Origin of the sequence: Longitalea luteola (assembly GCF_017356035.1) — a bacterium.
Classification (GTDB): domain Bacteria; phylum Bacteroidota; class Bacteroidia; order Chitinophagales; family Chitinophagaceae; genus Niastella; species Niastella luteola.
Genome location: NZ_JAFIQX010000011.1, coordinates 203254 through 217828, shown reverse-complemented (window position 1 = coordinate 217828; position 14575 = coordinate 203254). Strand labels below are relative to the sequence as shown.

Annotated in this window: 13 protein-coding genes; 6 read left to right on the top strand and 7 right to left on the bottom strand. The window is 42.1% G+C overall.

All coding sequences use genetic code 11. The features are described 5' to 3' along the window. Window positions 1-22: 22 nt before the first annotated feature. Window positions 23-1537 carry an IS21 family transposase gene (gene istA, locus JUB15_RS23005; protein ID WP_207514997.1) on the bottom strand — a complete coding sequence of 505 codons (1515 nt, stop codon included), beginning with the start codon at window positions 1535-1537 and terminating at the stop codon, window positions 23-25. 284 nt (window positions 1538-1821) lie between these two features. Between istA and JUB15_RS23000 the strand changes: the two genes are divergently transcribed. After that, on the top strand, window positions 1822-2232 hold the full coding sequence (locus tag JUB15_RS23000) for a hypothetical protein (RefSeq protein WP_207514996.1): 411 nt from the start codon (window positions 1822-1824) through the stop codon (window positions 2230-2232). Between the two features lie 400 nt (window positions 2233-2632). Here the strand turns inward: JUB15_RS23000 and JUB15_RS22995 are convergent, their stop codons facing one another. Next, a complete protein-coding gene (locus tag JUB15_RS22995) occupies window positions 2633-3712 on the bottom strand; it encodes a helix-turn-helix domain-containing protein (protein ID WP_207514995.1) in 1080 nt (359 codons plus the stop codon). Beyond that, on the bottom strand, window positions 3675-4274 hold the full coding sequence (locus JUB15_RS22990) for a hypothetical protein (protein WP_207514994.1): 600 nt from the start codon (window positions 4272-4274) through the stop codon (window positions 3675-3677). Before JUB15_RS22990 ends, JUB15_RS22995 begins: the two co-directional genes overlap by 38 nt. 320 nt (window positions 4275-4594) lie before the next feature. On the opposite strand from JUB15_RS22990, the gene JUB15_RS22985 reads away from it, so the two are divergent. Continuing rightward, a complete protein-coding gene (locus tag JUB15_RS22985) occupies window positions 4595-5380 on the top strand; it encodes a DUF4145 domain-containing protein (protein WP_207514993.1) in 786 nt (261 codons plus the stop codon). 720 nt (window positions 5381-6100) lie between these two features. On the opposite strand, the gene JUB15_RS22980 is transcribed toward JUB15_RS22985, so the two are convergent. Both JUB15_RS22980 and JUB15_RS22975 read right to left on the bottom strand, forming a co-directional pair. Beyond that, window positions 6101-6787 carry a LytR/AlgR family response regulator transcription factor gene (locus JUB15_RS22980; RefSeq protein ID WP_207514992.1) on the bottom strand — a complete coding sequence of 229 codons (687 nt, stop codon included), beginning with the start codon at window positions 6785-6787 and terminating at the stop codon, window positions 6101-6103. Continuing rightward, on the bottom strand, window positions 6784-7914 hold the full coding sequence (locus tag JUB15_RS22975) for a sensor histidine kinase (protein WP_207514991.1): 1131 nt from the start codon (window positions 7912-7914) through the stop codon (window positions 6784-6786). The genes JUB15_RS22980 and JUB15_RS22975 overlap by 4 nt, the downstream gene beginning before the upstream one ends. A 232-nt stretch (window positions 7915-8146) precedes the next feature. Between JUB15_RS22975 and JUB15_RS28825 the strand changes: the two genes are divergently transcribed. The 3 genes from JUB15_RS28825 to JUB15_RS22960 all read left to right on the top strand — a co-directional run bounded on the left by JUB15_RS28825 (window position 8147) and on the right by JUB15_RS22960 (window position 12368). After that, on the top strand, window positions 8147-9952 hold the full coding sequence (locus JUB15_RS28825) for a TlpA family protein disulfide reductase (protein ID WP_207514990.1): 1806 nt from the start codon (window positions 8147-8149) through the stop codon (window positions 9950-9952). Between the two features lie 238 nt (window positions 9953-10190). After that, entirely contained in the window at window positions 10191-11672 is a 1482-nt protein-coding gene (locus JUB15_RS22965; protein WP_207514989.1) for a glycoside hydrolase family 43 protein, read from the top strand. Window positions 11673-11867: 195 nt separating this feature from the next. Then, on the top strand, window positions 11868-12368 hold the full coding sequence (locus tag JUB15_RS22960; protein ID WP_207514988.1) for an SRPBCC family protein: 501 nt from the start codon (window positions 11868-11870) through the stop codon (window positions 12366-12368). Between the two features lie 46 nt (window positions 12369-12414). Here JUB15_RS22960 and JUB15_RS22955 read toward each other — a convergent pair whose 3' ends face one another. Both JUB15_RS22955 and JUB15_RS22950 read right to left on the bottom strand, forming a co-directional pair. Further along, window positions 12415-12879 carry a YbhB/YbcL family Raf kinase inhibitor-like protein gene (locus JUB15_RS22955; RefSeq protein ID WP_207514987.1) on the bottom strand — a complete coding sequence of 155 codons (465 nt, stop codon included), beginning with the start codon at window positions 12877-12879 and terminating at the stop codon, window positions 12415-12417. Window positions 12880-13069: 190 nt separating this feature from the next. Continuing rightward, on the bottom strand, window positions 13070-13693 hold the full coding sequence (locus JUB15_RS22950) for a carbonic anhydrase family protein (RefSeq protein WP_207514986.1): 624 nt from the start codon (window positions 13691-13693) through the stop codon (window positions 13070-13072). 165 nt (window positions 13694-13858) lie between these two features. Between JUB15_RS22950 and JUB15_RS22945 the strand changes: the two genes are divergently transcribed. Further along, window positions 13859-14530 carry a TetR/AcrR family transcriptional regulator gene (locus JUB15_RS22945; RefSeq protein WP_207514985.1) on the top strand — a complete coding sequence of 224 codons (672 nt, stop codon included), beginning with the start codon at window positions 13859-13861 and terminating at the stop codon, window positions 14528-14530. The last annotated feature ends 45 nt before the right edge of the window (window positions 14531-14575 follow it).

Below are 14575 nucleotides of genomic sequence, written 5' to 3'. Positions count from 1 at the left end.
TTGATTTATTGTTAGTAATAATTTATTGATAGTGATCTTTACCCCTGATATTATCATGTGAGGGTGTGGACGGCGCATCTGGGAAGGATAGCTGTTTATCGAGTCCACGCTCCAGGATATTCTTAATCATGGTATAATTGACCCGAGTGCCCTGTAAAGCACGGGTACAGGCTGCTTCAAGTCGGGCCGCACTATATTTCTTTTGTAGCATCAGCATACCGAAGCAGGCTTTATAATTCTGCTCCACATAAATGCTGTTTTCGAGCATCAGCGTAGCTGCCCGCAGGGTAGCTGTGCCGATCCGAGCTGCCTGTTCAAGCAGGTCTTCCCGGTTAAAGCCTTTGATCTGCTGCATACGTTGATGATGAGGGGGCATATGTTCCCCCAAGGTAGTGTACGCCTTTTGATGTGCATTGCGGATATGCAAGGCTATCCGGTCATGATCCAGGTAAACTTCCACTACGCGGCTGTTATAGCACACTTTTACTTTTTTGCCTACATATTGGTAAGGGACACTGTAATAGCGGTGATCTTCGGAGAGTTGCACATGGTAGTTGCGTTGAACTGTAAGCTGTACTACTTTCTTGGGTGTAAACGGTTCGCAAGGCAGTTCTTTAAGTAACGCTTGTTCTTGTTGCTCAAAAAAATACCGCCGACTATACGGCGTATTTTTATAAGGTTTATTGTTAAGAAGGATTAATTGCTCCTGTATAGACGCGTTGAGTTGTTTAAGGCTGGAAAAATGATGATTGCGTAATGGGGCGTATACGTGAGTGTAGACAATGCGAACAGCACGTTCTACCATGGCTTTATCCCGGCGGCTGTAAGGCCGGGTAGCGCTGAAGGTGGTTGTGTAGTGTTCGCTCAACTGCTGGCATAGTTCTGTAAATACTGGTTCGTAGCGGTCTGGCCGGACTACCGCCGTTTTGAGGTTATCACATAAGATGGTGGCAGGTATGCCCCCATAATATGTCAGCATAGCGTTAATGCAGATGGTAAAATCCTCGCTACGTTGGGAGTGAACAGCATAACAAAAAATCAGCCCGCTAAAAGGGAGTATAGCAATAAACACCTGACATTCGATACATTCTCCGGTATGGACATCTACATAGTGTAATGGCTTACCAGCAAAGTCAATCATGATCATATCTGCCGCCTGATAATCCAGGTGCATGGATAAATCCCGGTTATTGAGATATTCTTTTAAATGATAACAGTACCGGCTATAACTGTATCCATCAGGATAATTATTGATGTACTCCTGCCAAAGTAATTGCCGGGTTACACCAGTTTTAGATAACTCGGTACCAGCCGTCTTAAAGTGAATGGTAAGTTGCTTAAGTCGCTCTGCATCACGCTGAAGCATATCGTTGCAGTAAGCTTTATCGACCAACTCTCTGTCTGAAAGCTCTTTCTCGCGGCCAAGCAACGAGAGATATTTACGTACGCTATTGCGGCTGATTCCTAATCGGCGGGCCATCTCCCGGATGCCGATCCCGTCTTTTTGAAGCTGAAGAAGCTGTTTCAATTGTTCCATTGCTATAGGTTTTTGTGCCATGCTCCTGTCGTCGTTTTTAGGAGCAAAAAACATCAAACCTTCGAACTCTTACTGATCTCAGCGGTGGGTCAACATGCAGGAATGTCAGCGTTCTTAAAAAATAAGACGGCCTGTCCTGAGGTGGGTCAACATGCAAGAATTATTACTTATTATGACAAAACCGTTCCTTTAAGGGAGTGGGTCAGCATGCAGGAATGGTGGGTCAACATAAAAAATATCGGTGGGTCAACATGCGCAGGAATCTACAGCGATAATTAAATTTTGTGATACACCTTGGCCAAATAATTCAATCTGAGGTAGAAAGTCAGCGCCTCACTCATAAAGAATTTGGTGCTCTGATAAATAAACACGAGAAAACGGTACCAGACATATATGTGAGGGCAAGTGTTTCAACAGAATTACTCGTTTCAATTTCTATTGCCCTTAAAAGGGACTTTGTATCCCTTTTATATAATGAAGGTCCAATGAATGATTTGCGAAATGATGAAGTTGCAAGATTGAATCTATCTATAAGAGATAAGGTAGAAGAAATAAATCTACTGAAAAAAGAATTGGAGTTAATGAGAGATTTAAATGAGGCTCAAAAAACGACCATTTCATTTGCAAAAGACAATGCAGTGCAAATGAAGATCCTACTGAAGCGGTATGATTTAAACATTAAAAGCGAAGAATAGCAGTATCTTTTAGTAAGTAGTCCGTTCCCCATAATCATAAACCGCCACATTAAATATGTGGCGGTTTTATAATCAAGTTTTATGGAAATTATTATTCTTATCCTTCATATCCCGGTAATAGGATATGCTTTCTATTTAGCATTTAGAACAGATAAAGGTAAATTCGATTAACATGCCTTTGCAAATGAATTAGTTGCTGTTTTTACCTTGTCTTTGATCACAGACGCCTGTTCCAGAAAGATTATGGGCTTCCACCCGCGAAGTCCCGTGATTTTAGGACGAGACAGGATATAAAACCCCATATGAGACAAAATCAAATCATTTCAACAGCTTATCCGCAATAATTATCCTGTTTTCTAATTAATCCGCAATTATTCCCCAATTAATAATTTACGGTAAATTATACTGCTCTCAATCCTTTTGGCGACTTGGAATAAAACGACAACATATTCAATAACTCTGTTTCCTTGACGCAAAGCATTGAAGATAATTCTTCAACAGTGTAATTAAAATGCTGAAGATGTAATTTCAATAATTGATCTATTATCATTGGACGCTCATACACCACATCCATTTCTGGTTCCTTCTTTTTAAATCCAGCGCTGCTCAATTGTACATTCAATGACGTGTATCTCGACTTATCTATAACTCCTAAATCATACGCCTTTCTAACCAGTGAAGCCATTGACACTTTCCAATGACGTTTTAAATCAGCCAAAGCCAAAAAAGAAATGTCGGATAATTGATATCTGATTTCATCAGATGGCATTAAAAATTCAGAAGCGAAAGCATTCGCTTCGTTTTCAGCTTCATCAACCGTGGGAATATAAGATGATTGATGCATGACCAAATGCCCAAGTTCATGAGCCAATGTAAAGCGTTGTCTGTCTCCGCTTACGTTTTTATTTATATAAATGACTGGCAGGTTGTTTTCATCAGGAATCATTTCGCCATCCAGCTTTTCATCATTTACTTCAATCTCTAAAACAATGATACCATTGCGCTCTAATAATGAAACTATGTTTGAAATCGGCCCACGCGGTATATTCCATTTTTGCCTTACAATTCTTGCAATTGTCTCAGGCTCATGCTCCTCTGGGCTTACCTGAATTAGATTATTAGGAATGTTAGCTGACGCTAACAATTTCTTTATGAAATGTTTCCTTATATAAAGGTTGTACTCTATACAGTCAATCTTAGTTTTAGTAAGAGCTTTCCGCTTCCTATAATGAGTAACTAAAGGAGATAGAACTTTTATTTCTTCTTCGAAAAAAGTTATAGGATAATCCAACGCCTCGCAAAGCTTTGTCATATATTCTTCTTTGGGACGTAAAAGACCCTTCTCCAACTTGGATAATGTCCCCTGTTCTATCCCCATTTTTTCGGCCAATTCTGCCTGGCTATAACCTCTTGCTATTCTTGCTACTTCAATTGTTTTATGATTAACCGGTTTTCTTTCTGTTTCCACTTTCTTTTCCATGTTTAGGAGTTACAATTTGAATAATCTCATCTTCCGGCACAGGAAAAAACACTGCCTGGCTTTTTTGTGCCGCTAAATCAGTCAATGGTATTCTCCAGAGATTGCCTACTCCATCGGGACAAACAAAATGAACGTCGCTTATTTCATTGTACAGCTGGTCAACTCTCCAACCTGCATCCACAGGTAAAGCCTTTTGACCATTAAATGTTATTGTTCTATTCCTAAATTCCTTTGCTTGTTTAGTTCTGACATTCTGCGATCGGTACTTTTTATCTAATTTTTTAAACCTAACTCTTAACTTGTCTCCAATTGCTACAACAAGCATTCTTTGCTTCTCGATCAACCTTAAGTTTGGATTTTCAATTACGATCTTCTTTAGCCTGTCTATTACATATGACCTAACAAGATTTGATTTTACAGTCTTGTTGTGGATGTGCCCACGAGGCGAATCATTTATTTTATAATCCTGAAAACCGCCTGTGATTGCCTCATAGAATGATTGAGCAAACGGAATTAAGAGCTCTCTGGCCTCCTCTTTTGAAATTGTGTAACTGTCACGCATGGATTAGTAATTTGATGTAGGACGAAATTAATAATTCTATTTAAAATATTCCAAATTATATTCCAATATTGCTTTAAGCCATAATTGGCTCAGATAATCAATGTTTTATCAATGGCAATATTTTCATCTACTTTGCATCCGCCTGTAATGAAGGAGGTTGGGTCAATTGCAGCTCAAACCTCATATCCTTTCGTTTGGTGCTGATTGAACGTTTTTCGACACTTAAGAGTAGTAAAATCCAGTTAAGGAGGAAAAATTATGATTTCCTAAACTCTTAAAGAAGCGGTTCTGTATATTGTGACACCTTAGCAAACACTTTTATGGCAGTCACACGAACTATTTGGAAAAATTGGTTTACCGAAAACAATATACCTTCCTGGCCTTGTCCGTCTTGTAATAAGGGAACCTTAATTGGAGATAAGAAAGACATTAAATCTTATGAAGCGATCTCCTCTCAAAAGTTGCATCGAGAAGAAGATTGGGACCCTGAACAGATTTGGGGACAATTTACAGGAAATCTAAAGTGCGATGTTTGCGAGGAAACTGTTGTAATTGCAGGAAAAATGGCCGTAGAAGCAGAACATGTATATGATGAACAATATGAAGGTTATAATTTTGAATATATAGAAATTCTTCAACCTAACATTTTCGTTCCTACTTTAAACATCTTTGAACTTCACAAGGATGTTCCAGAAGAAGTTTGTAATGCGATTAAAGAATCTTTTAAACTATTTTGGATTGACTCGTCATCATGTGCAAATAAAATCAGGACGGTAGTAGAATTGATAATGGATGAGCAAAAGGTTCCAAAGACTTATAAAGATCGAGGGAAGCGCAAAGGGTACAGTTTGCATAAAAGGATTGAATTGTTCAAAGCTGCAAAGTCTGAAGAAGCTGATTTACTAATGGCAATAAAATGGATCGGTAATAGCGGTAGCCATGTTAACGATGAATTGAAAAAGGATGACACCCTAGACGCATATGAGATATTGGATCTTGTAACGACAAGACTTTATGAGAAAGATAGCCACAGGATAAAAGCTTTAAGTAAAACCATTAACAAACGGAAAAAACCTATTAGGACAAAACGTGCAGGAAAGAAGTAAAACAGTTATTATTGCCGTTTAATACGCTGGCGTAATTAATACTCTAATTGTTCGATAAAAGCCGTTATTGCCTTTAAATCATTTAAAAATTGGTTCGCCAATTGTCCAGTGCTCCCGACAAAAATAAACAAGGCAGCAGAAATGCTGCCTTGTTTGTTTTTATCACTATGTGAATGCAGTCAGGCTGGATTGGCTCAAACACTAAAGAAACTTTTGTAAAGCGAGGGAAAAGCCAATTTCCCTTCCGTATATGTGTTATGTGAGATCTCAACAACAGCTTTCTTGCCTTTTTTATTAAATGAATGTTCTAGCCGCGAAATTTGTCACATGTTTAAATCGTTGAATCTCCATCACGTCATTTAGATACGAGTTCGACAATTGTCCAGTCACCCGGACCCAAACTGGATAACTCTAACTTATTGGTTTGTCCAGTCTATTTATAGAGGTATGTCAGCTTGATCCCCCTTTGTCCTATTACTATGGTATTAATTGTTGATGTCATCGGGTGATAGTGCATCAAAATCACACCATTTTATTTTCTCTGATAATGCCCTGAAAGCTATATTCGGGGTTTCTCCTTGTATAGTTTGGCAATGGCGCATCTCCCGGTAAACGTATATTTTGATTCGTTTGGAAAAATACATTATGGTAAAAAGTATGATTTTAATTGCGGGCGCCTGCAAGATTCTATTGAAGATCCGCTTCAAAAAGAATGAAAGGCTACATTCTTTTGATCGCACTCAGCAACTGCTCTTTATAACTAAGGCCAATGGGTAGACTGATCGCCGCTAATTCTACCATGTTGCCTTTAATGGCTTTGATAGCAGGAAGATACACTATATACGACCGGTGGATCCGCATGAATAGTTGCGCCGGTAACATTTCTTCAAACAATTTCATCGTGTATCCGGCAATGATGGTTTGCTGTACCAGGTGTATTCGAACATAGTTCTGCAGTCCTTCTACATACAGGATCTCGTTAAACGATAACTTCAGCAGTTTTTGATCCTGTTTGATAAAGATATGATCGTCAGCAGAGGCAACTGCTTTTTGCTCGCTCAACCTGCTTCTGATCTTTTCAACGGCCTGCAACAGCCTTGGAAGGGCAATGGGCTTCAGCAGGTAATCAACGACATTTAATTCATACCCCTCCAAAGCATATTTATCATAAGCGGTAGTAAATACCACAAGCGGTGGATTTTTAAGCGAACGCAGGAAATCTGTGCCTGTTAACATGGGCATTTTGATATCCAGGAAGAGTGCATCGATTGATGCTGTTTGTAAAACCTCGTAAGCTTCTACCGCATTTCTGCATACTTTAACCACCGTGCAGCCAGGTATAGCGTCCAGGTACGTATTCAATAATTTTCTTGCCTGGGGTTCATCATCAACAATAATACAATTCATTTTTTAGCGGGATAGATTGTTAGGTTCACGGTATAATTGTCGCCTTTGTCGGTACAGGTAAAATTATGGCGGCCGGGGAAATAGTACTCCAGCCGTTTTTTAACATTCGCCAGACCTATTCCTCCTGATGCACTTCTCTGTGTGGTACAGGTATTAAATATTTCCAACTGCAGTTGGTCGTTAACGGTCCGGAGGCAGATGCGAACGTAAGATCTTTCCAGCGTATAACTGTATTTAAAAGCATTTTCAACCAGGGGCATGAATAACAAGGCAGGCAGCTGGTAAGATAAGTTAGTTTCCGCTATATCCAATTCAATCTGTGAATATTCGTCATGCCGCACACTTTCCACCGCAATATAATTGCGCAGTAATTTGATCTCCTGCGAAAGGGTAACATATTCATCCCTGTATTCATACAGCGACAATCGAAGCAGATTCGCCAGTCCGGTCAGTAAACCCACCGATCTTTCTTTCTCCCCATGTATAATGAACGATTGCAGGTTGTTGAGCGTATTGAACAGGAGATGCGGATTGATCTGTGCTTTCAGGAAATTCAGCTCAAGTTGGGTTTTTTCTTTTTCAAGCTGGTTTTGCCGTGCGTTCTTTTTATAAGCATAACGAAGGAATTTCAGGGTTAACGGAATGTATATGATACTTATAAGCCCTGTAATACTGCTGATAAAGCCTTCCAAAAGCTTGAAGGGGCGCACATGGTTCCTGTACACAAATGTCCAGAAATCCTGCCCTTCCACCCATACATTGGGCCCGCTTACATTACGCACAATGTGATATGAGCGGAGATAGACAGCCGCTATATAATAGATTATAAACAGACATACTACTGTTACCCATTTCCTTTTTTGAAATAATGGCACAATACAATATACCAATGGATAGAACAAATAAAGCGTAAGAAGAATGCCTGAAAAAGCGACTGCAAAGGGGTCCCTGACAGTAATATGCACAATTACACTTTCCCTTAGTCCAAAGAACAATAGCACCAGCCAGAAACCGGTATGCAGTGCGATGCGGTACCATTTATTTATAAACGAAAGCTCCCAGGTGCTAATAAGCCATTGGGTAAAACGGCGCCCGATACCTTGTTTTTTTGCGGCGATAGCATTCATAAGCAATTAGCCCTGTAAAGTTCTTCTTTTTTCAGTAAACTATTTTTTTCAGGGACGAACTCCATTAAAACGATGACGAATCTGTTATTCCGGGTGACCATTATCAAATACCGGATGGCTTTAGTATTCCGGGTTGCCTGATCAGGCAGTTCAACACAACGAATAGTTAATTCGTCAATACTTTTTTTCTCCGTCCGGTACCCATGATTATTTTGAGCTAAAATTACTACTTGTGACAAAACAATTGCATGTTGCTATAAGCGCACTTTTACTGCTGCCTGCCGCAAGCGCATTTGCCCAGCCAGTGACTGTACAACCGCAATATCCCTGTGCCGGAGACAGCCTGCTGATCACGTACCGGCCCGATCATCCTCAAGCCACATTAAGTGGGTCTGTACCCTTGTATGCAAAGATCTCCATTTTCACGCGGCATGGAGGGTTTCAATGGTATACCCGCAGCCTGTCGGGTGATTCTGTATTGCATGCGTCGCTGCTGGTGCCTGCCGATGCAGCTTCGCTTAGTATCCGGTTTTATTCGCTCAACAAAGATGATGAAAAGGCGATGCAGCAGATGCATGTGTATGAATCCGACAGGAAAACACCGGTGGCAGGCGCTTTTTTTGAAAGCTTTTTAACAGGAAAACTGAGTGCCGCATTTGAGAAGGAGATTGGCTATCATCCCGATAATTACCTGGCTTATGGCAAATATTTTAATGTGTTGTCCTTGAAGAAGTCACCCGAGGAATGCCAGTCCGTCATCGATAGATTACTCCCCCGTTTGGTAGCAGCCCGTAAACGTCAGCGATTGCCGGAGGCGGGACTGCTGGCTGCCATCTGTATCGGCTATGCAAAGACGAATAAATTGAACGAGGCACGTACCTGTCTCTTTGAAATGTTTCATCGTTATCCTGCAGCCGAGGAAACGGATTTTGCATTCACCATCTACGACTATGAGTATTATAAAGCATCCGGCAAGCCGATACAGGATACTGTTAAGCGGCAATTGGCCGCGATCTATAAAAAATGGCCCGGTTCGGCGTTGGCTTCAGATCTGGTTGTAAACTGGTACCTGTATGATGACCGCACAATGACCGTAGGCGATTTTGAGCAGACGTTATTACCGCTTTACCGGCAGGGAAAGATGTCTTACCTCGGCCTGAGCATACTGCCCGGCATTTACATTGATCGCCGCGAGCACCTGGATTCGGCTGAAGCGATGCTCTTGCGGGCCCTTCGTCAATGGCAGGACGGCAGCATCAATCATGAGTACCGGCTATCTAACCATAACAGATACATGAGTTCATTATTACAAATGCTGTCGCAGTTATACCTGTTGCAGCAAAACTACCAGCAAGCGATCGTGTATGCTTCGGCTGGCTTGTATCACATCAAAGGAACTAACCATGAAGATAATTTCACACCGGAGCTGTTGCAGGTACGGGCCAGGGCCTACCGGGCGGTGGGCAACTGGAATTGTGCACTGGATGACTATACAGCGCTGTATAGATCGGGAAAAGCCGAATGGCTGGATAGCATGCGGGTTATATTTCCCTATTGCAGTACCCCGCATAAAAACTGGGATGAATTTACAAATAAAGTCAGGAGCAGGCCCAACCCGGTTGACCAACTTGTGGCACCCGATTTGAGCGGCTCCGATCTGGCCGGCAATAAGGTGCAGCTGTCAAGCCTGAAGGGAAAAGTGGTAGTACTGAACTTTTGGGGAACAGGCTGCGGCCCCTGTATTAGAGAAATGCCTCAACTCAACAAGCTGGTAGAAAAGTTCAGATCAAATGACAAGGTCGTTTTTCTGGCCATCACATCAGATAAAACAGAAAAGCTGCGTTCCTTTTTCAGGAACAGGCAATTCAACTATACGGTTGTGAACAATGTGGCAGGTGTTATTGAACGGTATAATATTGACGCTTTACCGGTACATATCGTAATTGATAAGAACGGCCGCATCATTAACAGATCCGTTGGCGCCAGCGAAGACATCGTGCCTTACCTCGAGCGGCAAATTGAGATAGGTCTGCAATAAAAGCTTGTGTTTGCCTAACGCAGGCTTTTATGAACGATCCTGACCTTACTGCCATCTGCTTTTTCGGAATTGTAAATGCTGACGTTTCCATCATTAAAAATGGCGGTTATAATATTAGCATTTTGAGGAATGAGTTGCATAGATTTGGTACGATTCGGCAAATTTTGAACAGTAAATTTGGGTACGGTTTATTTATTTTGACGTGGTAAGCGTCTGGTTATTACAATAAAGTAATGTTATGCGATTGTTCTTATCATTGATAATCTTCCTGTTTATCTTTAGCGGTAATGCGCAGCAGCTGGTATTGCCTGGTGATCATCCTGATCCTTCAGTGGTCAGGATCGGCGATGCCTACTGGGCGGTAGGTACAACCTCCAACTGGTTTCCCGCTTTCCCTTTATACCGCTCGGCCGACCTGGTGAACTGGAAACCGGCTGGTCATGTGTTTACAACCGTGCCCGCCTGGGCCGACTATTACATGTGGGCGCCCGAGATCACTTACGATAATGGCAAGGTGTATTTGTATTATACCGCCCACAAAAAAGATGGGAACCTCTGTATTGCAGCAGCGGTTGCAGACAAACCCGAAGGGCCTTATCGGGACCTTGGACCGCTTATGTGCCAGGAAGTGGGTTCCATAGACGCTTTTCCCATGCGGGATGAAGATGGAAAGCTGTATGTGATCTGGAAGGAAGATGGTAACAGTGTAGGCAAACCCACCCCTATCTGGGCCGCAGAAATAAAGGAAGACAGAACAGCTTTGGTAGGGGAAAAAAAGGAACTGTTCCGTGCAGATGTGGCATGGGAAAAAGGCCTGGTGGAAGGTGTTTCTATAATAAAAAAGAACGATTACTATTATGCGTTTTATGCGGCAGCTGCCTGCTGCGGTAAAACCTGCACTTATGGAACCGGCATTGCAAGAGCTAAGAACCTGCTTGGTCCCTGGGAAAAATATCCGGGCAACCCGGTGTTGGCAGACGATACTGATTGGAAATGTCCGGGCCATGGAACACCAGTTGAAAAGGATGGTAAGTATTATTTTCTTTACCATGCTTATAGCACAAATACGGGAGCATACGGCGGAAGGCAGGGTTTGCTGAATGAGTTTCAATTTACCCCCGATGGATGGCTGCGGTTTTTAAATGGTACTAATTATGGCAAGACGACGAAGCCGGAAAAAATTGTTGATGACTTTTCAGACCAGCAACTTTCCGGTAACTGGCATTGGAGCATCTTTCAAAAGGTGCAATACCAAATTGAAAAGAATACTCTTAAACTGGCTGCACTTTCTTCAAATTCCGGCGCTTACATTGGCCAGTCTGTTTTAGCCGCCAATTATTCAGCAGAAGTTACCGTGCAAAAAAGATCTACATCACAGGCAGGACTTGCTTTGATAGGGGATGATAAGAATATTTTATATGCAGTGATCGACAGCAATAGCATTCGTTTGGTAGAAGTGAAGAAAGATGAAGCGCACATTATTGTTGAACACCGAATTAAGAAAGCCTCAAATGTAAAATTAAGGGTACAGGTAAAGAATAATACGCAGGCCACCTTTACGTACAGGGCAGGTGGTAGAAAGTTTAATGTGCTTAACAGGAAAGCTGCCGACATCTCGTATCTGCCCCCGTGGGACAGGGCCGTACGGGTAGGCCTGGTGTCAAAAGGATCGGTTGAACAAGCAGCGTTCTTCAAAGACTTTATGATGGTGAATCAATAAAGCGACAAACAAAACCTTATATAGAAACGCGAATCCACGCAATACAACGGTTTACATGGAATGCAGCTGCGCCGTATCGCCGGGGTTTTACATTTTTTCATGACAATGATTAGGCACTTGCCAAAACGGTTGACGAAAGTCAACGCTTTTGTATCCGGTTCCATTGTAAATTTGGGTAACAGAAACATATCGAAAATGCCACACATCCGCCATGAATTGATTATAGGAGCACCAGTGGAAAAAGTTTATAATGCCATTGCAGGTCAGGAAGGATTATCGGCCTGGTGGACACCCGACGCACAGGCAAAGCCCGAACCTGAAAGCGTGGCGCGGTTCCCGTTTGGACCGGAATATTTTAAGGAAATGGAGATCATGGAACTGAAACCCAACGAAGCGGTTAAATGGGTTTGCATTGCAGGGGCAAACGAATGGTTAGATACTACCATCAGCTTTAAACTACTACCGGGAGATAAAGATGCCCTGCTGAATGCCCATCCGGAATTAGCAGATCAGCTACAACAACTTACAAATACTGACAATATAACCCTGCTGATCTTCCAGCACGATAACTGGCAGGAATACACGCCCATGTTTTCGGAATGCAATTACACGTGGGGCAGGTTTCTGCGAAGCCTGAAACGCTTCTGCGAAACAGGCAAGGGCCGGCCTTGGCCTAATCAACATCGGGTAGAGTAATTATAAGCGTAACCGCTGTTTCAGCCAAGCGTGGCCGCTGGTCACATTATAATTTGGCCAGCCTCTTATAAGTACCTATGATGGTTCCACTGGCAAGGATGTGCGCCTCCATGGCCTCCTGCAATTTTTCTTTGGGTCCTCCCGGTATCAGGTCAAGATGATGGTCCAGGGCGAATACATGAAAATAATATCGATGCGTGCCGGTTGGCGGACAGGGGGGATGGTAGCCGGTTTTACCGGCAGAGTTATTACCGGAAATACCGGGGTTGGAATTTTCAGGGATGATGTTGGTAGGTTTTATATTCCATACAACCCAATGATCGTATATTCCGTTTGGTGCATCCGGGTCTTCAACAATGATGGCAAGTGTTTGCGTACCCTCAGGTATGTTTTTGATCTCCAACGGAGGGTTTATTCCATCGCCATTGCAGGTATATTTCGACGGAATATTTTCCTCGTTACCGAATGCAGGGCTTGAAATGGTAAGCTGCGCAATTGCCGTTGTTTTCATGATCCTTTAATTTAATATGGTATCAAAACCTCAATTCGCCTGCCATCTGAAAGATTGCATTTAACGCTCATTTAGTCAGTTTCGTTCCACACTTCTATGGCAAAATTTCATCAAATGGCTTCTGTTAATAAAACAAAAGGCTTCCGCCGTTCTGCGGAAGCCCCTTGCCTTCAGGTCGGTTCGATGCTAATTATTCATCAAAGGTCACTTTACCTGTTTCTACATCGTACATAGCACCAATGATCTTTATTTTACCTTCTTTCTCCAGTTCAGCCACTACAGGGCTTTCTTTTCTTATTCTTTCTATCGTGAGTTTTACGTTCAGGCTGGTTACATTTTTTACGAATTCAGGGTTGCTGCCTGTGCGGTTCTCTTTGATAGTGGTTTCCTGCTCAATAGCGGGTTGAATTTTACTTAACAATGTGGTCAGGTTGCCCAGCTCAACATGGTTACAGGCTCCCACGATAGCGCCGCATTTCGTATGGCCAAGCACCACAATGATCTTCGAGCCTGCCACTTTGGTGGCGAATTCCATACTGCCCAGGATATCTTCATTTAATATATTACCGGCTATGCGGATACTGAAAATGTCGCCCAGGCCCTGGTCGAAAATAAGCTCGGCGGAGGTGCGGCTGTCTATGCAGCTTAAGATCGTAGCAAACGGGAATTGTCCGGTAGACGTTTCATTTACCTGTTGCAGCAGGTTCCTGTTGGCTTTTAAATTATGGATAAATCTTTCGTTGCCCTCCTTTAATATGGTCAAAGCTTTTTCGGGTGTTAAACTCATTTGAGTTTCTTTGGTTTGTGTGCGCATGCTTCTTTAGGTTTTAAAATAACAAATGGGACTTGTCTGTTCCAATAGGTTACATTCGGGGCGCAAAATATAATTACTTTATCGAATAATAGTAATACTATTGTTAAATATAGGATTAATTTTATCGCTTGAAATATTAAATATCTTTACGGCAAATTGTAATGAATGGACTTCCTGGTAAATTTTAAGGTGAACGGGAAAATCTATTTAAAGGACCCGGAAAGCAGCGCGATCGGAAAAGAGATCGTAAAAAAGTCGATTGACCTGATCTACAAATTAGGATTTGAGCAGTTCACTATTAAAAAACTGGCCACAGAAATAAACACCACGGAAGCTACCATTTACAGGTATTTTGAAAGCAAGCACCGCATCCTGCTCTATATTCTCAACTGGTACTGGAGTTATATGGAGTTCCTGCTGCTGTTCAAGCTGCAAAATGTTAAACAGCCCAAAGATAAATTAAAGATCATAGTCGACCTGCTGACCAATGAATTGCCGGCAAGTTCCGGATTATATGATTATGACAAAAGCGCGTTAAACCAGGTGGTAATTGCGGAAAGCAGCAAGGTCTATTTGATCAAGGAGGTGGCTGAGATCAACAGAGATGAGGCTTTTAAACCGTATAAGGATCTGTGCGGCAAGATCTCCGAGGTTATAAAAGAATACAATCCGCATTACAAATATCCCAAATCATTAAGCACTACTTTAATTGAAGCGTCGCACCAGCAGCAGTTCTTCAGCATCAATTTGCCGCGGTTAACGGATAATAAGAGTAAAAATAATGCGGAGTTTACCAGCCAGTTTATCCTTGATATGCTCTTCAGGGTGTTGGGCTAGGGGTGTCGGTAACCATCACGCAGGGCATGATGAACATGTACACCC

What these genes read in the sequence shown, in the direction of transcription:
- istA (WP_207514997.1), bottom strand. Translation starts at nt 1,537, where the DNA reads ATGGAACAATTGAAACAGCTTCTTCAGCTTCAAAAAGACGGGATCGGC.
- JUB15_RS22995 (WP_207514995.1), bottom strand. Translation starts at nt 3,712, where the DNA reads ATGGAAAAGAAAGTGGAAACAGAAAGAAAACCGGTTAATCATAAAACA.
- JUB15_RS22990 (WP_207514994.1), bottom strand. Translation starts at nt 4,274, where the DNA reads ATGCGTGACAGTTACACAATTTCAAAAGAGGAGGCCAGAGAGCTCTTA.
- JUB15_RS22985 (WP_207514993.1), top strand. Translation starts at nt 4,595, where the DNA reads ATGGCAGTCACACGAACTATTTGGAAAAATTGGTTTACCGAAAACAAT.
- JUB15_RS22980 (WP_207514992.1), bottom strand. Translation starts at nt 6,787, where the DNA reads ATGAATTGTATTATTGTTGATGATGAACCCCAGGCAAGAAAATTATTG.
- JUB15_RS22975 (WP_207514991.1), bottom strand. Translation starts at nt 7,914, where the DNA reads ATGAATGCTATCGCCGCAAAAAAACAAGGTATCGGGCGCCGTTTTACC.
- JUB15_RS22965 (WP_207514989.1), top strand. Translation starts at nt 10,191, where the DNA reads ATGCGATTGTTCTTATCATTGATAATCTTCCTGTTTATCTTTAGCGGT.
- JUB15_RS22960 (WP_207514988.1), top strand. Translation starts at nt 11,868, where the DNA reads ATGCCACACATCCGCCATGAATTGATTATAGGAGCACCAGTGGAAAAA.
- JUB15_RS22955 (WP_207514987.1), bottom strand. Translation starts at nt 12,879, where the DNA reads ATGAAAACAACGGCAATTGCGCAGCTTACCATTTCAAGCCCTGCATTC.
- JUB15_RS22950 (WP_207514986.1), bottom strand. Translation starts at nt 13,693, where the DNA reads ATGCGCACACAAACCAAAGAAACTCAAATGAGTTTAACACCCGAAAAA.
- JUB15_RS22945 (WP_207514985.1), top strand. Translation starts at nt 13,859, where the DNA reads ATGGACTTCCTGGTAAATTTTAAGGTGAACGGGAAAATCTATTTAAAG.